The sequence below is a fragment of the Rhizobium sp. PL01 genome (genome assembly GCF_033447125.1).
In the GTDB taxonomy this organism is placed as follows: Bacteria; Pseudomonadota; Alphaproteobacteria; order Rhizobiales; family Rhizobiaceae; genus Pararhizobium.
Genome location: NZ_JAWQUM010000020.1, coordinates 31,162 through 50,151, shown reverse-complemented (window position 1 = coordinate 50,151; position 18,990 = coordinate 31,162). Strand labels below are relative to the sequence as shown.

Genomic DNA, 18,990 nt, shown 5'->3' with positions numbered 1-18,990 from the left:
TGCCGTTGGTTCAAATCCCATGAAGGCGTAGGAATTGGAGCAGCGGCTTTTAGGGATATCAATCTTTCGCAACAGCGATCGCTCCTCGATTATTTCACAAGCGCATTGCACTCTGTGCGATGTCAGTCTGCGGACAAATCGGACTTCACGATTAGCTCGTAGACCTCGACGCCGAGAGCAAGTGAAAGCTTGCCAACGACGTCAAGGCTTGGACTGTACACCGAACGCTCAAGCGAGCTGATATATGTGCGATCGAGCTCAGAACGATGCGCAAGCTCCTCTTGAGACATTCCCTTCGCTTGGCGAAGGCGCCTCAGATTTTTTGCAAATGTTTTGCGTAACTCCATTGATATAGGAAAAGTCGGTTGTAGAGTATTCCACCACGGAGTATTCTCTACATTCGGTTGTGCTGCCGACCATAACTTGGCCCAGGACCGACCCCTTTCGATAGGCAGGTGGACCGCGACCATGGAACTGCGCCAACTCACCTATTTCGTTGCGGTCGCCGAAGTGCTCCATTTTGGTCGGGCGGCAGCTCGGGTGCATATTGCCCAGCCGGCCCTCTCGACGCGGATCCAGGCGTTGGAGCGTGAACTAGGCGTGCAACTGTTCGTCCGAACGACCAGGCGGGTTGAGCTGACGGTGGCAGGCGAGACCTTTTATAACCGGCGTGTCCGGATCCTAAGCGAAATCGGCCTGAGCGCCGAGGCGACACGCTCCGTTGCCGGCAAGACGGCGCGGAAGATCAGGATTGGTACCATCTATCCGGCCACGATCGGCGTCCTGCCTGCATTCCTGTCAAAGATCGCCCGGAGGTATCCTGACGTTCAGCTGCAGATCCAGAGCGGCTCAACCAGCGATATCATTCGCAAACTGGAATCTGGCCAGATCAATCTCGGCTTCATCCGGCCGGTGGAAAATATCGGTAGCCTGCGCTTCTTCTCGATGGCCAGCGATGAGTACCTGCTGGCAGTCGCCAAGGACAGCCGGTTGGCCGATTTGGAGGAGATCGGCATCGAGGATCTTCGTGATCAGAAGATCATGTCGTTCTCGCGTCAGAACCTGTCCTATACCGAGCGCTATTTCGCCGAGATATTTGACGAGCCCGATCTTACCCGCAAAAGCGCCTACAGCTACGATGATACGTTTTCACTGATCTCCCTGGTATCGGCGGCTTTGGCATCGGCTTTGCGCCGCAATGGACCAGGGATTTCCCCAATCGCAATTTCGAGATTGGAAAGGTGGGGGTGCCGATTTCAGGATCGGCATGGGGGTTGCCTGGAATATGGAGGACCCGACCGCTACCCGGGACGACATTATCGATATTGCACGACCCTTGGTCAGGCCGCCCAGACCGTTGGCAACAGTGCATGCCGTAAGGGTTTGAAGCCCTGTGCCGCGGCGATACGTGTCAGGCAACATCCGGGGATCATCCAATAGCAATTCAGACACAAGGAGACATTGATGTCGCGCAATTCATTCCGGCGCAAGACACCGCAGTATATTAGGCCTCGATGCGCTGACACAGGTGATGCGGCCGATGGCGCAATCATTGACCAGGCGCTCGCCCTCTATGGCAGTGAAGCGGCGACCGCGATTGCCTATTGCGCGCTCGACGCCTGGTTCGAGGATGAGGAGGTCGAGTTTCATCGCTTCGCCGGATTGTTTCGCAGGCTTAGAAACTAGATCGCTCCAAACCGCCTTTCCACTGGTTAGAATCGCCCGTCTCCGATATCCTCATGCGGATGATTTCTAGCGCTTTACCAACACTTTCCATATCGGTCCCCCCGCCGGTCATACCCGGTTGGGTTTCAGCTCGTGGCGAGGCAAGCGATCTCAACGTGGCGTTCATGGCGGGAGCGGCTCTGAGTTCGCTGGATCATCTGGTTCGATCAGGACCTGTCTGGTCCGGTACTTGGCGACAGCGCCTCGGGCTGAAATGCGCAGTGGCTGCGGTGCGGCTGGTGCGGCGGACGGAGGATGAAGCGGCACTGCGCGATGCCGTATTGCTGCGTCCGCCTGGCGGCGACGCGGGACCGGCCGGCAACATTTTTTTGGCCTATAAGAAACTTTCAGCGCACACGATCCAGCCCTCCGAGCCGCTCGACAAAAAAATACTGCGCGATATTGCAGCTCTTTTCGCACTCAAATGGGACGATACGCTGGCCGAGTTCTCCCAGTTCGCCGCCGACTTTGCGCAGGACGGGCGGGCCGCACCTTTTGCAGTGGCCGAACTGGTGGCGACAGTGTGCAGCCTTCGTCCGGACGCGGAAATTCTCGGCTGGTGGCTGGGGGACTGGGTTTTGGCGAAAAAGCTAAACTGGCAAAAGCCAGTTCCACTTCTGATGGCACAGCGTTACGACCAGGCCTTCCGGATGGCAGGGGGAAGAGGGCGCATAAGGCCCGATGATGAGGCGTTTGCCCGATCCGTTTGCCTCGCTCTCGTTCAGGGGGCGCGTGAGGCATTGCGCCAAGCAGTCGAACTCAGTCGTCATGCCGAGCAGTTCCTCGCTGTGGCGCCAAAAGTGCGGACCAAGGGCGCAGAAGCAGTCATGCAGCAATTGCTAGCCGAGGATGCGCTGTCAGCTTCCACAACCGACGGCAATCTCTCTCGATGGGCTAGCCGCCGGTTGTTCGAGCGCCTCGAACTGCTCGGCGGTGTGCGCGAGCTGTCGGGACGCTCTACCTTCCGAATTTACGGTTTGTGACCATGTCTGGCGCGGATGTTGCGAAGGCTGGGGGGCGGAAAAAACGAGCGGCAGGGCAGGACGAGGTACTGTTCGACCGCGAGTTAGGTTCCCTACCCCCTGGGCTGCGCTGGCGTGAATGGATGAACCGCATCGAGGCGGTGATTTTCGCCTCTGCTACTCCAGTCGACCGCGCGACGCTTGCCCGTGTCGTTGGGCAGGACTGCAATATCGAGCTGATCATTGACGACATTCGCGAGGAATTGCGCGGGCGACCGTTTGACCTGGTGGCTGTCGCGGGTGGTTGGCACCACAGGACAAAGTCCGTCTATGCATCGGCGATCCGAGCATCTGGATCGGCGACCCAGCCGATGGCCGGCTTCAACCAGCAAGACGCCATGGTTCTGATTGCGATCGGCTATTATCAGCCCGTGACACGCAGCGAATTGTCGGCCATGTTCAGCAAGGAAGTCAGCCGCGATACGATTGCCGGCCTGCGTCAGGCAAAGCTCATAGCCTCGGGCCCACGCAGCCCGACGCCGGGCGCACCCTATACCTACGTGACGACACCCGAGTTCCTGTCGGCGTTCGGTTTCGACACACTGCGCGATCTGCCGGATATCGAAATGCTCGAGGACAGCGGCCTGCTCAACCGGAAAAGCGTGGCTGATCATGACGACACGATGGACCCGAGATCGACTGAAGACGATGAGGGTGACTGACCTGCACGTGCTCTTTCCATCGGAAGCAAAACCTGTTCACAATGAGCATCGACCAGCACACCGCCTCATCGTAGACGGACCTGCCAGTTGGTCACGAACGATGAAGCATCATTTTGAAAGAAGCCCCGTGAGCCCCGTCCGTTTCTTGAGTGTGTTGGCGGGTTGCGTAGCCCTGCTGCCGAACATTGCACAGGCAGACTGGCAGGCTGTGGAAAACGTGCAACCCTATTCCGTCGCCGGGAAGACAGGTGCCGAACTCTACGCCTCCATCGGCGAGCGCGGCCCAAAAGTTGGAAACGCCGGCCGCGCAATCGCTTTTACCAACTTCAAGCTGACCTGGACGCGGAAATACGAGCCGCAGGGCAATGCCTGTGTCCTGACGGTTGCCCGGCCCAAGCTGATCATAACCTATGTGCTGCCCAAGCCGGCGGAACGCCTGCCGCCCACTATTGCAAAAAGGTGGGATGCTTTCATTTCAGGCGTGCATCAGCACGAGTTGGTCCATGGTGAGCTCATCAAGGATATGGTGAAAAAGATAGAGGCCGTTTCCGTGGGGCTGACGGTAGCCGATGACCCAAAGTGCCAGAAGATCCGCACGGAACTGACGGCACGCCTCGGTGAACTGTCACGAGCCCAACGGCAGCAGAGCCGGGATTTCGACCAGGCCGAACTCAACAGTGGCGGCAATATCCACCAGCTTGTCCTTGCCTTGATCAACGGTCAATAATACCGGCGAAGCGTTGAAACCAAATCCCTGCAAAAGTGCACGCAAGGCAGCGTTCGTTCTACCTGCGGTGAAATTGCGGGCATTTTTGCAGCGATGGCAGGACGTGTGCTCCGCAAAAAAAGACTCTACTGCAACTTTCCCCGGATGGAGGCACCCAAGTGGTGCGTCCTTGATCGCCGTTTCCGCCGTTCTTTAGCGGTGCTGCAGGTAGCAATTTATGAAAATGAATTTCATAAAACCGGCAATTTTGCGGATTCCGGTTGACGGGTTTGAAATTCTGCCTCAGTCTGAGAAAATAAATTACGACAATAAACGGGGAATACCAGTAAAATGAGAGTGGGCATCATCGGGCTCGGATTCCGTCTGGGCTACCTGGGTTATGTTTTCAAAGCCATGGACGAACGCTTCGAGATCGCCGGTTATGTCGATCCGAACCCTGCCGGTCTGCCTGGCCTTTTGGAAAAAGGCGTCTCGGCCGGTATCGCCTATGCAACCCCCGAAGATCTAATTGCGAACGAGAAGCTCGATCTCCTGATGATCGGCTCGCCCAATCATATGCACCTCGATCATATTCGCATCGGCCTGGAATCCGGGCTGAAGGTTTTCAGCGAAAAACCGATCGTATCCACGGTCGAAGACAGCATCGAACTCGCCCGTTTGATGGCAAAATACGGCCATGAACGGCTGATGGTCGGTTTGGTGCTGCGTTATGCGCCAATGTACCGGGACCTTCGCGCCGCACAAGCTGCCGGCACGCTGGGCCAGATCGTATCAATCGAAGCGTCCGAGCATATCGAGCCCTATCATGGCGCCTTTTTCATGCGCGACTGGCGCCGTTACGAGCGCTATGCGGGCAGCTTCATGCTGGAAAAATGCTGCCACGATCTCGATCTCTACAATGGCATTGTCGGCGCACGGCCGGAGCGGGTCGCAAGCTTCGGCGGCCGCAAGAGCTTCACTCCTGAAAACGATCCGGCCCGCGAAGGCATCAACGATCTCGAACTTTTCCATCGCAAGCCGAGCGGCTGGATGGGATCTGACAAGGTATTCGACAGCGATGGCGACATCATCGACTATCAGGTGGCGATCGTCGAATACGCCAACGGCGTCGGCATGAATTTCCATACCAATTTGAACGTGCCCGACCAATTCCGCCGTTTCTGCATCATGGGTTCGCGCGGTATGGCAGAGGGTGATTTCATCCGGGGCTATTTCGACGTCCACGAGATGCTCACCGGCAAGAAAGTGGTCGAGAACAAATATGCGGCAACAGCACTGTCGCAGCATTACGGTGCCGACGAGCAGATGGCGACCGACATCATCGGCCATGTTCGCGATGGGCGGGCACTGCCAGTCTCGACGATCGATGCGCTAGAGGCGGGCATTCTGGCGCTGTCCATGGACGAGGCGCGCCGCAAGCGTACCGTCGTCGATCTACGGCCGGTCTGGGATCGCTTCGACGAGGCGCTCCATTCCGGCGCGGCTTAAGGAGCGCGCGATGAACGTTCAACGCAGCACTCTCATCTTTGCCTGGATCCTCCTGCTGCCGGCTGTTCTCTACGTCGTCGTGATTGTTGCCTATCCGCTTTTGGACACGTTCATCCTGTCGTTCACCGACGCATCGTTGAAAAAGACGACCAACTGGGTCGGTTGGATCAACTACGAGAAGATCTTCAACACCACCTTTGCCGAGGTCATCATTCGCACCTTCGTGTGGACCGTCTTCTCAGTCGCTCTCAAGATGATTATCGGGGTGTTCGGCGCCTGCATGCTGAACGCCGCCGTCCCTGGCAGGGCCTTGTTTCGCGTGTTGACCATGCCGCCATGGATCGTGCCGATCGCCATCGGCATCTTCATGTGGGGCTGGATGTATAACGGCCAGTTCGGCATGATTTCCGGTGTCTTGCAGAACTGGGGCATTATCGATGGTCCTATTGCCTTCCTCGCCCGTGGTTCGACCGCGTTCTGGGCGACGATCATCACCGACGTCTGGATTGGCGTGCCGCTGGTGACGCTCTATATGCTGGCAGCCATGCAGGCCGTGCCGCAGGACCTCTACGAGGCTGCATGGACCGATGGGGCCGGGCGCTTCTACCGCTTCCGTCGCATCACCCTGCCGCTGCTCATTCCCTCCCTGATCACCATGTCGATGCTGTCGCTGATCGCCACGTTCAATTCCTTCGACATCATCTGGATCCTGACCCAGGGCGGGCCGAACGGCGAAACGACAACGATGATCATCGATACCTACCGCACCGCGATCGGGTCGAAGAAATACGGCGAAGGTGCCGCCCGAGCCGTGCTGATCTGCATCTTCCTGTCGATCTTCTGCCTGGCTTATTTCCGGGTAACCAGCCGGCTTTCCGCGGGAGAATCCAATCGATGAGCACGCAACCCGCCATGATCAACCGCTATCGCTGGTATGAGTTCATCAGCATTTATATCGGTATCTTCATCTTCCTGACCTTCATTCTGGCACCGTTCGTCGAAGGCTTTCTGGTATCGCTGAAACCGCTCGGGCTGCTGTTTTCCTCGCCCTACAAGTTTTGGCCGGAAAATGGGTCGTTTACCGCTTATCGAACGATGTGGGTGAGTGTTCCTGGCTTCGCCCGCTATGTCTTCAACTCGTTCTTCATCTCGAGCATCGTCACCGCGATCGTCCTCGTGCTGGTGATACCGGCGTCCTATGCATTCGCCCGGTTCAAGTTTCGCGGCAGTGGCCTTTTGCTCGGCGCGTTTTTGGCGGTCAACATGTTTTCGGGCGCCGTTCTGCTCATCCCGCTGTTTCGCCTGATGCGTACATTCGGTATGCTGAACACGTATTTCTCCATGATCGTACCGGGGGTTGCTTTCCTCATTCCGTCGGCAATCTGGCTGTTGCGCACCTACATGACGCGCATTCCACGCGAGCTGGACGAGGCCGCTTTCGTCGATGGCGCCAGTCATCTTTATACACTGCGCCGGGTCATCCTCCCCATCGCCATGCCCGGCATCACCGTCGTAGCGATCACGACCTTCATCGGGGCCTACGCACAGCAATTCATCTTCGCGCTGACCTTCAACTCGAAGACCGAATACATGCCGTTGCCGGTTGGGCTGTTTGCCTATTTCGGACGGCAGGAAGTGATCTGGAACGAGTTGATGGCGGCGAGCTTCGTCGGCATCACCCCGGCCATGATCGTGATCTTCTTCCTACAGCGCTATCTCGTCAGCGGGCTGACCGCTGGCGCGGTGAAACAATAAAAGCAATCAACCACCAGAGAAACGGGAGCTTCAAACGTGACAATTCAACTCAAGACGGGGATTCTCGCCCTTGCCATGCTCGGCTCGACCGCGCTTGGCACTATGACCGCCCGCGCGGCTGACCAGGAAATCAGCTGGATTTATTGCGGCGACACGATGGACGCGGTTCACGAGAAATACATCAAGCAGTGGGAAGAAAAGAACCCCGGCTGGAAGGTGACACCTGAAGTTGTCGGCTGGGCGCAGTGCCAGGACAAGGCGACAACACTTGCCGTTGCCGGCACCCCGGTTGCCATGGCCTATGTCGGCTCGCGTACGTTGAAGGAATTCGCCCAGAACGATCTGATCGTTCCGGTGCCGATGACGGAAGACGAAAAGAAGAGCTATTATCCGCACATCGCCGACACCGTCACGTTCGACAATAACCAGTGGGGCGTTCCGGTCGCGTTTTCGACAAAGGCACTCTACTGGAACAAGGACCTGTTCAAGCAGGCAGGCCTTGACCCGGAAACACCACCGAAGACCTGGGCCGAAGAGATCGCCTTCGCCAAGCAGATCAAGGAAAAGACCGGCATTCCAGGTTATGGCCTGCCTGCCAAGACTTTTGACAACACCATGCATCAGTTCATGCATTGGGTTTACACCAATAATGGCAAGGTCATCGACGGCGACAAGATCGTCATCGACAGCCCGGAGGTTCTCGCGGCCCTTCAGGCCTATAAGGACATCACGCCTTATTCGGTCGAAGGTGCAACGGCCTACGAGCAGAACGAAATGCGAGCCATCTTCCTCGATGGCAAGGTCGGCATGCTGCAGTCGGGTTCCGGCGCCGCTGTCCGCCTCAAGGAGACCAAGGTCAACTGGGGCGTTGCTCCGTTGCCGCTCGGCCCATCTGCCAAGGGCGAAGGCACACTGCTGATCACCGATAGTCTTGCGATATTCAAGGGTTCCGGCGTTGAGGAGAAGGCAATCGAATTCGCGAAATTCATCACCTCCCCGGGTCCGCAGGGCGAGTATGAATTGCAGGGCAGTGCTGGCCTGACCCCGCTGCGTCCGTCGCCGTTGGTCGACGAATTCGTCAAGAAGGACCCCTATTGGAAGCCATTCATCGATGGCATCACCTATGGCGGCCCGGAGCCCCTTTTCACCGACTATAAGGGCTTCCAGAACGTCATCATCGAAATGGTCCAGGCCGTCGTGACCGACAAGGCTGAACCGGCCGCCGCGCTGAAGAAGGCGGCTGCCGACCTCGAGCAGTACAAGTAAGACCATCGGACCGCGCCCCCGCATGATTTCAGAGAAATTATGCGGGGGCGCGGTCCACTCCTTTCTGCTACGAACGGGCCACTTTTTTTGCCGGGGGCCGGAGACAGTTTCTTGGGACAGCTCAATCTCAACAAGGTTCAGAAATTCTACGGGACATTCGAGGTGCTGAAGAGCATCGAGCTGGAGGTCCGGAACGGCGAATTCGTCGTTTTCGTCGGCCCTTCCGGTTGCGGCAAATCGACATTGCTTCGGATGATCGCCGGTCTTGATGAGACCAGCACCGGCGATATCATGATCGACGGCAAGCGCGTCAATGACCTGCCGCCCGTCAAGCGCGGCATCGCCATGGTGTTCCAGAGCTATGCTCTCTATCCGCACATGACGGTGTTTGAGAACATCGCCTTTCCGCTGCGCGTCGAAAAGATGCCGGAAGACAAGCTGAAAGCCAAAGTGGAGAATGCAGCCCGTATTCTTCACCTCGACCAGCGCCTGCAGCAGAAACCCGGCTTATTGTCCGGCGGCCAGCGCCAGCGCGTCGCCATCGGCCGGGCGATCGTACGCGAACCGAAAATCTTCCTGTTTGACGAGCCGCTCTCAAACCTTGACGCAGCGCTGCGCGCCGATATGCGCATCGAGCTGGCCAAACTGCACAAGCAGTTGAAGGCGACGATGATCTACGTCACCCACGACCAGGTCGAGGCGATGACGATGGCAGACCGGATCGTCGTGCTCAATGCAGGCGAAATTTCCCAGACCGGAGCGCCGCTCGAGCTCTATCACAAGCCAGCCAACATGTTCGTCGCGGGCTTCATCGGCAATCCACGGATGAATATGCTGCCTGTCACCTGCAAGTCCGTCAGCGACGCCGGTGTCGAGATCGAATTCAGGGGACAATCAGCAACGATACCCGTCAACGGCCGGGCCGACCTCGTCGGCCAGCCGCTGACACTCGGTATTCGCCCGGAGCATATTCAGTTCGGCAAGGCTGATCTGGCGATGAGCTTGACACCATCGGTTATCGAACGGCTCGGAGCCCAGACTGTCGCTTATGCGTCGCTCGATGGCGAAAGCGAGAACTTCTGCGCAATGCTACCCGGCAGTGCGCCGATCCGGACCGACGAAACGGTATCGATCGGTATCGGGGCTGCAGATTGCCACCTGTTCGATGCTTCCGGCATCGCGCTGGAGCGCCGTGTGGAACTCACCGATATCGATGTCGGTCTTTTGAAAATCGCTGGCGGTTAACGCTGCTTCCATCTGCTAGACTTCGTGGAATGCAAAAGGGACGCTGATAACGCGTCCCTTTTGTCTATTTCGGTGTTTGAGGTTTGATGGGGGATTTCAATCGGCGAATTCACGCCACTCCCGTGTCCACCACATGCGGATCGTCCACCATCGGCCAAATATTCCGTGGTGCCCGGCGGTAAGGCGTACGGGCCGGATTGTTAGGATAGGGCGTTCCTGCCGAGCAATAGAGGATCTCTGACGCGATGCGCGCGAAGGATGCGTAGAAGTGATTGGTCGACTTGATCACCAGGACCTTTTTCGACGTCGGGTCGATGCCCATCACCGAGAATAGGCTCGGGTCGAAGCTTTGCGCCCGGGTCGAGTTCAGGATGATGTCTATGCCGTCGAGATGGATATGCGCGGCGTCTCCGAAGGGAGCGTAGCTCTCGCCGAAGCGCATTTCTGCGTTGCGCACCAGCTTGACGATCTTGACGATGCCATCGATCGGATTGCCGGTTCCCGGCGCCGATTTCGCACCGAAACGCAGCTGGATCTCGGCACCTTCACCGGCTGCCATGCAGATCTGCACCGCCATCGGGTCCCAGATCGTTCCGACCGCTGTATCCTTGACGCCTTGTGCCAGCAGTTCGGCCAGAAGCACCGTCGCATCCCCCGCCGTGCCACCACCGGGATTATCCCAGACGTCGGCGATCACCACCGGTCCGGCTGTTGCAGCCAGGGCCTGGGAAACGGCCTGCTTTTCGTCGATCTGCGGCATCATGAATGTGCCGCGCTTGGAGAACAGTTCGAGACCAAGTTCGCGGGCGAGGGTTGCAGCTTTTTCCGGTTTGCCATCGGTGACGACGAGCATTTTCGTGCCCATTTCCGGGACATCACCGGCCATGAAGCCGTGGATGACGGAAATGGACAGGATATCCGGGTCCTCGGCTTCCATCCGCATGATCTTGTCGACGAACGATCGCATCGGATCGCGCGACGTCGGGTAGACGTCGATCATCCGGCAATCGAACATTGACATGACCGGCTTGACGCGGCCCGCCAGCGTATCGAGCGCGATGCGCCATAGATCTTCGGCACGATCGACGAAATCCGTATGTGGAAATTCCTTAAAGTAGACGAAGAAATCCGCGGCCGCACAGCGCTTGGCCGTCAGGTGGCTGTGCGGGTCAAGTTCGGCGCAGACGAGAATATCTGGGCCCACAATCTCGCGGACACGCGCAAGGAAATCGCCCTCGGTATCCTCATAGCCATCGGCAACCATCGCGCCATGAAGACCAAGCACCACGGCATCCACCGGCAGCGCTGCGCGCAGCTGATCGAGAATTTCGTCACGCAACCCCTCATAGGTCAGACGATTGACCAGACCGGCTGGGTCGGCCCATGTGGCCGTACCTTCGATCAGATCGAAGCCCATTTCCGCAGCACGCCTACGGCCGACCGTGATCGGCGCTGAACAGAGCGTCGGTGTTACGGGATGCTCGCCAGGTGGAGCATAGAGCGACGCCTCGAAGGCGCGGCGATCGACGCAGATCGGTGAGAATGTATTGGTCTCTGTCGCCAGGACGGCGGTGAAAATGCGCAATGCCTTTGCCTCGTTCTTGCCGCTCAGGCCGCACCCATCGGATTGGGCAGATATCCCGTGAAACCGCTGATTTTCCAATGTCCCTGATACAGACGGCAGTAATACAATGTCTGCCACTTGAGAATATCGACGCTGCCATCAGACTTCTTCAGGCTGCCGTCGAACTTCTTGCGGACGAGTGCCATGTCGCCTTCGATCTCGATGTCTTCGAGCGTCGTGGTGGTGAAAATGGCGTTGCGGGTGTCCTCGGCAAAAGACTGCTGGGCAAAATCCTGTGCCTGGCGCAACCATTCGTCGCGGTAGGCCGTCAAGGATGGAAAAGCCAGGCGCCATTTGTCGGGGCTGATCTCGCGCTTGGCGTCGATGCCGATGAAGCCCTCCTGGACAAAATCGCCAGCGACTTTCGACCAGTCGGCAGCAAGAAAGGCATCAATATCGCGCTCGACCAGCATCTGCCAGATTGCGTGACGGGCGGTATCGGAAGAAGGGAAGGGATTGCGGAAGGGATCGCGCACGATTGCTCCGTGTACTGAAATTATTTTCATAAATGGCGTTTTTCTCTAGTCAAATTCCGCTTTCTATGGTCATTTGTCAACGGATCAAGAAAATAATTTGCAAGGACGGGACAAATGTCCATTACACGTTATGGCACCGGACAGACGGGCGCAGGCGGAAAGCCGCTGCCGTTTGCACGCGCGGTAGAGGCGAATGGCTGGCTGCATGTGTCGGGCCAGGTTGCAATGGAAAACGGCGAGATCATCGAAGGCGGCATCATTCCGCAGACGCACAAGACGATCGCAAATCTGCTGGCTATCCTCAAGGAAGCCAATTATGGGCCGGAGCATATTGTTCGCGTCGGCGTCTGGCTCGATGATCCCCGCGATTTCTGGACCTTCAATAAAATCTATCAGGATTATTTTGGCGAACATCCGCCAGCGCGGGCCTGTGTGCAGGCGTCGATGATGGTCGATTGCAAGGTCGAGATCGACTGCGTCGCCTATAAGGAAAAGACTTCCTAAGGTTCAGGCAATACGGGAACGGGTGGACATCAGGTGAGAATCGTGTGCCGGATCGCAGCATTGCCGCGGTTTCAGGAAGCCTCTCCAGGGCAGCCTGGCGATTTCATTGAAGGTACACTCTGATGGATATTTTCTCGACGCTTCAGGAAGAAAAAGGCAAGTTTTCGCAAGCAGAAAGCCGCATTGCCGAAATATTGCTGACCGATTTCGAATTTGCGGTGAATGCCTCGATCATCGAGCTGGCCGGCAAAGCCGATGTTTCCCCGCCGACCGTCACACGTTTCTGTCGCCGGCTCGGCTGCGACAGCTTTTCGGACTTCAAGGTACAACTGGCGCGCACTGCCTATGTCGGCATGCGTTACCTCAAGCCAGAGCCGAAGAGCCGCGAACCGGCCGACGTGGCGCAGGATATCGTCTCCAAAGCGCAGAATGCGCTGTTCATGCTGCATCGCAGCCTCGATCTCGCGGCCATCGAACAAGCGACGGAAAAGCTGGCCAGCGCCAATATGATCTATGCGTTCGGTTCCGGCGGCAACTCCTCGATGATCGCCAGCGAACTGCAGAACCGCCTGTTCCGTCTGGGGCTGCGCATCACGGCAAGCTCCGATCACAGCATGCAGATGATGATGGCCGCCGCTGCCCGGCCCGGCGACGTCGTCATCGGATCGTCGTTCTCGGGGCGCAATGCCGAACTGGTCCGGTCCTTCATGCTCGCCCGCGACCAGAAGGTCACGACAATCGCATTGACGCAGAGCGGTAGCCCGGTTGCCCGCGCAGCCGACATCACCGTACCGGTCGATCTGCCGGAAGGCACCAACATCTATCGCCCGACATCGACCCGCATCGCCTATGTCGCACTTCTCGATATCCTTGCCAGCCTTGTCGCCTACCAGATCCAGCCGCAGGCGACCGTGACGTTGCGGCGCATCAAGCAACAGCTTGTCGCTCATCGCGACGGCGACGACCGCCAGCTTCTCGGGGATTGATTGCATCATGTTCACAAGGGACCCGTCATGACTTCATCTGTCGCAATCGTAACGGGAGCCGCAGGCGACATTGGCCGGGCCATCGCCCGCCGCCTTGGCGAAGATCATGACGTTGTGCTGATGCCTGATCTGGATGGCGCAGCTGTCGAGAAAGCCGCGGCCGATCTTGGCAATCCCGGCAAATTCATTGCCATGGCTTGCGATATCACCGATGTCGCAAGTGTCGCCGCAATGGCGGCGCGGGCGGCGGAGCTTGGTACGGTTCGCACGCTGGTCAACAATGCCGGTGCTGCGCGCGCTGTCAGCCTGCAGGACACGACGCCGGAAATCTGGCGCATGGACAATGCCCTGAACCTTGAGGCCGCTTTCCTCTGCTTTCGCGCCGTCGAGGATGCGTTGAAGAAGAGCCAAGGCTCGCTGATCAACATCGCCTCGGTCAACGGCACCAATGTCTTCGGTCATCCCGCCTATAGCGCCGCCAAGGCCGGTCTCCTGCATCTGACCAAACTGATCGCCGTCGAATATGGCAAGTACGGCATTCGCGCCAACGCGGTCTCGCCCGGAACGGTGCGCACCCAGGCATGGGAAGTTCGCGCTGCCGCCAATCCGAATGTGTTCGAGGACGCACGCCGTTGGTATCCGCTGCAACGGATTGCCAATCCGGATGACGTGGCCAATGCCGTCGGCTTTCTCGCCAGCGCGCTCGCCGCAGCCATCACCGGTGTCTGCCTGCCGGTCGACTGCGGCCTGACGGCAGGGCAGGCGGAGCTCGCCCGCACCTTTTCCCAATCCGAAAACTATTAGACATCAGAGGAACAGACATGCAATCGGCGTCCTATCGTCTCGAAAGCGCGTGGCATCCGCAGGGTGGCCCGCATGGCCGCTTTGTTTTCAACCTGTTCAACCTGTCGGACACTGCCATTGAAGGCTTCACCATCATCTACACCTCGCTGACGCGGGTGATCGACAAGACGGCATGCGATAACGCCGTCTTCGTCAAGCGGAACGCCAACTATCATGAGTTTGCACCACCAGCAGGTTTTACGCTTGCACCCGGTGCCTCCTGGACCTTCACGGTCAGCGGCCTGCATCGCAAGGCCGTTCACTGCACCGATGGGGCCAAGTCCGCCTACCTGACGCTCGCCGATGGCCGCCATGTGCCGGTCGCCGTCTCTGACCTCCTACTGGAGGGCCGGACCAGCGAGCCGCCGCCAGTGCTCTTGCCGGAAGGCAAGCTCGACCTGCCGTTTGCACTGCAGCCGTGGCCGCACCAGATCGATGCGAAGCCCGGCGACACCTTTCCGGTTTGCCTCTATCCCGCCCCCGGCTCCTCCATGGAAGACCTCAAGGCGATCGATGCGGTGATTGGACTGTTCCACCGCCTGTTCGAAGCCGACCATGCCCCGCTCAGCCTGACGGCAAATAGCCAGGGCAGGGCGCTACATCTGGCGCTGGATACCAGTCTTGCGGCGGAAGGCTATGCACTGACGTTTTCGTCGGAGGCGGTCAGGCTCAGCTATGGCGGGGCCGCTGGCCGGCAGTACGCTTTGACATCGCTGGCGCAACTGCTGAATGGCGCCCGCCGCGAGCCGGGAAAATTCCGTTTTCCGGCATCCGGCACGATTTCGGATGAGCCACGCTACAGCTGGCGCGGTTGCCATCTCGATGTCTCCCGCCAATTTTATCCGGTCGCCGATCTGACGCGGCTGGTTGATATCCTCGCCTGGCTCAAGCTCAACATCTTCCATTGGCACCTGACCGACGATGAGGCCTGGCGGCTGGAGATCAAGGCCTATCCGGAGCTGACCACGGTTGGCGTCGTGCGAAGCCCGGATGGCCCACTCTTGCCGCAGCTCGGCAACGGGGTAGAGCCGGTCGGTGGGTTCTATAGCCAGGACGACGTTCGCACGCTCGTCGCGCACGCACTGACGCTGAATGTCGAGATCATCCCGGAGATCGATGTCCCCGGCCACAACTCGGCAACCCTCGTCGCACTGCGCGATCTGTCGGATGGCCAGGAGGCACCGGAGAGTTATCATTCGGTGCAGGGTTATCCGAACAACGCGCTCAACCCGGCCGTGCCGTTCACCTATGAGTTTCTGGGGAAAGTCTTCGATGAAATGATTGAGCTCTTCCCGTCCAGCTATATCCATATCGGCGGCGACGAAGTCGCGAATGGAGCCTGGCTTGCTTCACCGTTGGCCCGCAAGCTGATGGAGAAGGAAGGGATTCAAGGCACGTTCGAGCTGCAGTCCTATTTCCTGAAGCGGCTGAAGGAGATGCTGACCAAGCGCGGCAAAAAGCTGGCCGGCTGGAACGAGGTCGCCCATGGTGGTGGTGTTGATACTGCGGAAACATTGCTGATGGCTTGGGAGAAGCCCCAGGTGGGCATCGAGCTTGCCCGACAGGGCTACGACGTCGTGATGACGCCGGGGCAGGCCTATTATCTCGACATGGTGCAGGGTGAGGAATGGCAAGAGCCGGGCGCCAGCTGGGCCGGTACCGTGCCACCAGCTCATACCTACGGTTATGAAGCCGAAGGTGATTTCCCCGACGAGCTGAAAGATCGGATGAAGGGCGTGCAGGCCTGCATCTGGTGCGAGCACTATCTGTCGCGCAGCTATTTCAATCGTCTGGTCTTCCCGCGTCTTCCCGCAATTGCCGAAGCAGCGTGGACGCCGAAAAATGAAAAGAACTGGCTGCGCTTTGCGGCCATTGTCGGTCTTAGCCCGAAACTGTAACCGCTGATATCATGGGGAAAACAATGCGCATCGCCGTTGGTGGTATTCATACCGAATGCAGCACCTATTCGCCGGTCCTGATGGCCGTCGAGGATTTTCGCGTGCTGCGCGATGCTGGTCTACTCGGCGCCGAGTATTTCAATTTTCTCGATGCCGGCGGGATAGAACACGTACCGCTGCTGCATGCCCGGGCCGTGCCGGGCGGCCCGGTATCGCGTGTGGCGTACGATGCGTTCAAGGAGGAATTCCTTGCAAAGCTGAAAGCTGCCTTGCCGCTTGATGGTCTCTATCTGGCCATGCATGGCGCGATCAATGTCGAAGGCATGGACGACGCCGAGGGAGACTGGATTTCCGCGGCACGCACGGTCGTTGGGCCAGATTGCCCAATCGCGGCAAGCTATGATCTTCATGGCAATGTCAGCCAGAGGATCATCGATCAGCTCGATATCTTTGCGGCTTATCGCACCGCGCCGCATATCGATGTGCGCGAAACCATGGTGCGGGCATGGTCGATGCTGGTAGAGACACTGCGGACCGGTATTCGCCCCGGTGTCGCCTGGGCCAAGGTCCCGCTTCTGCTGCCCGGCGAATGCACCTCGACAGAGGATGAGCCAGCCAAGTCCATCTATCTCAGCCTTCCGGCATTCGATGCCCAGCCGGGAATTCTCGATGCCAACCTGATGATCGGCTATGTCTGGGCCGATGAGCCGCGGGCAACCGCGTGTGCCGTCGTGACAGGAACCGACAAGGCAAGCGCATCGAAGGCCGCCGAGGACATCGCGCAGCAATATTGGAATGCGCGTGAAAAATTTGGGTTTGGCCCGGTGACGGGACCGCTGGAAGAAATGCTGGATATTGCTGCAGCGACCGGGACGTCCCCGGTCATTCTCGCTGATTCCGCCGATAATCCGACCGGCGGCGGGGTCGGCGACCGTGCCGACGTGCTGCGAGCGCTGATTGCCCGGGATTGGCAGGGAGCACTTCTTGCCGGGATTACCGACCGCCCGGCCGTGGACGCCTGCTTCGCTGCGGGAGAGGGGGCTTCACTTGCCATTCGGATCGGCGGCAGTCTGGACCCGGCCAGTACTCCGGCCGATGTCACGGCCACTGTCTTGCGCCTCAACGACAGCAATGTTGCAGCAGACCGTCAGGCGGTCGTCAGCGTTGGCGGCATAACGATCGTGTTGGCCGCGCGCCGGCGTCCCTATCACAATCTCGAGGATTTCCGGCAGCTGGGGCTCGATCCCAAGGCTGTGCGGCTGCTGGTGGTCAAATCCGGCTATCTGTCGCCGGAACTGGCGCCGATCGCCAATCCGAACCTGATGGCGCTAACCGATGGCGTCGTCAATCAGGACATCGCCAATCTGGCGAGCCATCGCAGGGCGAGGCCAGTCTTTCCCTTCGACCGCGATTTCGACTATGCGCCAGCAGCAAAATTATCGGCGCGTTGGCAGGAATGACGCCAGTCTAGCGCACGCGGCCCATGCATTTTCGTCTGGAACCTCCGGACGGCCTTTGACCTCCTTTCCGGTGCATTCATCATGACATCCACGCTGTCGATCGCCTTCCGCCACCCTGTGGTCCGGCTGAGCATGATTGCGATCTTTATGTTCGGCTTCACCGGGGCTGCGACGGCACCGTATCAGTCGGTGATCGGCATCACCGAGCTAGGCTTGAGCAATGGCTTTTATTCCATCCTGATTTTCGCGGCGGCAGCCGTCAACGTCATCGTCAGCCTGTGGGTCGGCGTGCTCGCCGACCGGATCGGCAACTACCGGATCCTGCTGATGACCGTTATGTCGTTCGGCGTGTTCGGTTACGGGCTCGTTTATGCGGTGCCGGTTCCTGCCAGCTTCGTCTTCTGCACGCTGGTCATGTTGCCGGTCTATAATTCGATGACGTCTCTGCTATTCGCCAATGTCCGCGCCATTGCCAATGCAGAGGGCGGACGCGATGCGGCAGCAATCAATTCCGGCGTGCGTGCGGCGATCTCGGTTGCCTGGGTGCTGGTGCCAGGTCTCGTGGCTCTGGTTCTGGTCGGGCGCGGCAGCATGCTTCCAGCGTATTTGCTCGCCTGCCTGGGCTGTATCGTCAATCTGGCGCTGGTCTTCTTCAAATTGCCGGCCGCGAATGGTCCGCCACCCGCAAAAAGCCATCGCCATTCCTATCTCGCATCTTTCGGCGAAGTTCTCGCGCCAAGCGTCTTCGTCCGTCTGATGGCGATCTCGCTGATCACCTCGACCCTGCATGTCAACGCGGCAGTCCAGCCGCTGATCATTACCGGTGCCGCTGGCGGCACTTTGACGGATATCGGCGTGATCGTCGGTATCGTCGCGTTTCTCGAGGTCGTGTTCATCTTCGTTTGGGCTCGCATCCAGGTTCACATGCGCGCAGTGACGGCACTGGCAATCAGTGCGGGGCTTTATGCTGTTTACCTCACACTCCTGGGCCTCGCCTCCGCGCCATGGCATGTCTATGCCTTGACGCTGCTCAGCGCCTTTGCCGCCGCCGCCCTTATCAGCATTCCGATCACTTACATTCAAGATCTCATCGCCGATCGTCCGGGCCTGGGCAGTTCGCTCATCTCGGTGAACCTGTTTCTAAGCGGTGGGCTGAGCGCCATCCTGTTCGCAATCGGTACCCGTTTCAGCGATTATTCCGGCACCTCGATGCTCGGCGCGCTCGCCGGCACATGTGGTCTTGGCCTGATGCTTTATCTCGATGGCCGGGGCACGAAGGCCAAGTCCTGATCTCACGTGAGACGGGAAG

General features: G+C 58.7%; 18 protein-coding genes and 1 pseudogene. 16 read left to right on the top strand and 3 right to left on the bottom strand.

The window, feature by feature from the left end; all coding sequences use genetic code 11:
* Positions 1 to 122 precede the first annotated feature (122 nt).
* A complete protein-coding gene (locus R6X40_RS30895) occupies positions 123 to 347 on the bottom strand; it encodes a helix-turn-helix transcriptional regulator (RefSeq protein WP_318418974.1) in 225 nt (74 codons plus the stop codon).
* A gap of 121 nt (positions 348 to 468) precedes the next feature.
* On the opposite strand from R6X40_RS30895, the pseudogene R6X40_RS30890 reads away from it, so the two are divergent.
* The 10 genes and pseudogenes from R6X40_RS30890 (at position 469) to R6X40_RS30845 (ending at position 9,890) form a co-directional block, all read left to right on the top strand.
* Positions 469 to 1,387 (top strand): annotated as a pseudogene (locus R6X40_RS30890) (LysR substrate-binding domain-containing protein).
* A gap of 77 nt (positions 1,388 to 1,464) precedes the next feature.
* The gene (locus tag R6X40_RS30885) at positions 1,465 to 1,686 is read left to right on the top strand and encodes a hypothetical protein (protein ID WP_318418946.1); all 222 of its coding nucleotides are present in this window, start codon (positions 1,465 to 1,467) and stop codon (positions 1,684 to 1,686) included.
* Between the two features lie 53 nt (positions 1,687 to 1,739).
* Complete coding sequence (locus R6X40_RS30880) at positions 1,740 to 2,708, top strand: DUF1403 family protein (protein ID WP_318418944.1); 969 nt, start codon at positions 1,740 to 1,742, stop codon at positions 2,706 to 2,708.
* Positions 2,709 to 2,710: 2 nt separating this feature from the next.
* Complete coding sequence (scpB, locus tag R6X40_RS30875; protein ID WP_318418942.1) at positions 2,711 to 3,409, top strand: SMC-Scp complex subunit ScpB; 699 nt, start codon at positions 2,711 to 2,713, stop codon at positions 3,407 to 3,409.
* Positions 3,410 to 3,509: 100 nt separating this feature from the next.
* Entirely contained in the window at positions 3,510 to 4,136 is a 627-nt protein-coding gene (locus tag R6X40_RS30870; RefSeq protein WP_318418973.1) for a DUF922 domain-containing Zn-dependent protease, read from the top strand.
* Positions 4,137 to 4,466: 330 nt separating this feature from the next.
* Positions 4,467 to 5,624: a Gfo/Idh/MocA family oxidoreductase gene (locus R6X40_RS30865; RefSeq protein WP_318418941.1), complete on the top strand. Its 1,158-nt coding sequence runs from the start codon at positions 4,467 to 4,469 to the stop codon at positions 5,622 to 5,624.
* A 10-nt stretch (positions 5,625 to 5,634) separates the two neighbouring features.
* Positions 5,635 to 6,522 carry a sugar ABC transporter permease gene (locus R6X40_RS30860; protein ID WP_318418939.1) on the top strand — a complete coding sequence of 296 codons (888 nt, stop codon included), beginning with the start codon at positions 5,635 to 5,637 and terminating at the stop codon, positions 6,520 to 6,522.
* Complete coding sequence (locus R6X40_RS30855) at positions 6,519 to 7,379, top strand: carbohydrate ABC transporter permease (RefSeq protein WP_318418938.1); 861 nt, start codon at positions 6,519 to 6,521, stop codon at positions 7,377 to 7,379. The genes R6X40_RS30860 and R6X40_RS30855 overlap by 4 nt, the downstream gene beginning before the upstream one ends.
* Before the next feature lie 75 nt (positions 7,380 to 7,454).
* On the top strand, positions 7,455 to 8,645 hold the full coding sequence (locus tag R6X40_RS30850) for an ABC transporter substrate-binding protein (protein ID WP_318418971.1): 1,191 nt from the start codon (positions 7,455 to 7,457) through the stop codon (positions 8,643 to 8,645).
* Positions 8,646 to 8,756: 111 nt separating this feature from the next.
* Positions 8,757 to 9,890 (top strand): sn-glycerol-3-phosphate ABC transporter ATP-binding protein UgpC, encoded by a 1,134-nt coding sequence (locus tag R6X40_RS30845; protein ID WP_318418936.1) that lies wholly within the window; start codon positions 8,757 to 8,759, stop codon positions 9,888 to 9,890.
* 109 nt (positions 9,891 to 9,999) lie between these two features.
* Here the strand turns inward: R6X40_RS30845 and R6X40_RS30840 are convergent, their stop codons facing one another.
* Together R6X40_RS30840 and R6X40_RS30835 are read right to left on the bottom strand one after the other, a co-directional pair.
* On the bottom strand, positions 10,000 to 11,475 hold the full coding sequence (locus R6X40_RS30840) for a M81 family metallopeptidase (RefSeq protein ID WP_318418934.1): 1,476 nt from the start codon (positions 11,473 to 11,475) through the stop codon (positions 10,000 to 10,002).
* A 23-nt stretch (positions 11,476 to 11,498) separates the two neighbouring features.
* Positions 11,499 to 11,990, bottom strand: coding sequence for a hypothetical protein (locus R6X40_RS30835; protein ID WP_318418932.1), 492 nt, complete (start codon positions 11,988 to 11,990; stop codon positions 11,499 to 11,501).
* A gap of 114 nt (positions 11,991 to 12,104) precedes the next feature.
* On the opposite strand from R6X40_RS30835, the gene R6X40_RS30830 reads away from it, so the two are divergent.
* The 6 genes from R6X40_RS30830 (at position 12,105) to R6X40_RS30805 (ending at position 18,971) form a co-directional block, all read left to right on the top strand.
* Positions 12,105 to 12,494 (top strand): RidA family protein, encoded by a 390-nt coding sequence (locus R6X40_RS30830; RefSeq protein WP_318418931.1) that lies wholly within the window; start codon positions 12,105 to 12,107, stop codon positions 12,492 to 12,494.
* Between the two features lie 122 nt (positions 12,495 to 12,616).
* Positions 12,617 to 13,480, top strand: a complete 864-nt coding sequence (locus R6X40_RS30825) for a MurR/RpiR family transcriptional regulator (RefSeq protein WP_318418929.1) — start codon at positions 12,617 to 12,619, stop codon at positions 13,478 to 13,480.
* Positions 13,481 to 13,507: 27 nt separating this feature from the next.
* On the top strand, positions 13,508 to 14,284 hold the full coding sequence (locus R6X40_RS30820; RefSeq protein ID WP_318418928.1) for an SDR family oxidoreductase: 777 nt from the start codon (positions 13,508 to 13,510) through the stop codon (positions 14,282 to 14,284).
* 17 nt (positions 14,285 to 14,301) lie between these two features.
* Positions 14,302 to 16,221, top strand: coding sequence for a beta-N-acetylhexosaminidase (locus tag R6X40_RS30815; RefSeq protein WP_318418926.1), 1,920 nt, complete (start codon positions 14,302 to 14,304; stop codon positions 16,219 to 16,221).
* A 23-nt stretch (positions 16,222 to 16,244) separates the two neighbouring features.
* Positions 16,245 to 17,681, top strand: a complete 1,437-nt coding sequence (locus R6X40_RS30810) for a M81 family metallopeptidase (protein ID WP_318418924.1) — start codon at positions 16,245 to 16,247, stop codon at positions 17,679 to 17,681.
* An 81-nt stretch (positions 17,682 to 17,762) separates the two neighbouring features.
* Positions 17,763 to 18,971, top strand: coding sequence for an MFS transporter (locus R6X40_RS30805; RefSeq protein ID WP_318418922.1), 1,209 nt, complete (start codon positions 17,763 to 17,765; stop codon positions 18,969 to 18,971).
* The last annotated feature ends 19 nt before the right edge of the window (positions 18,972 to 18,990 follow it).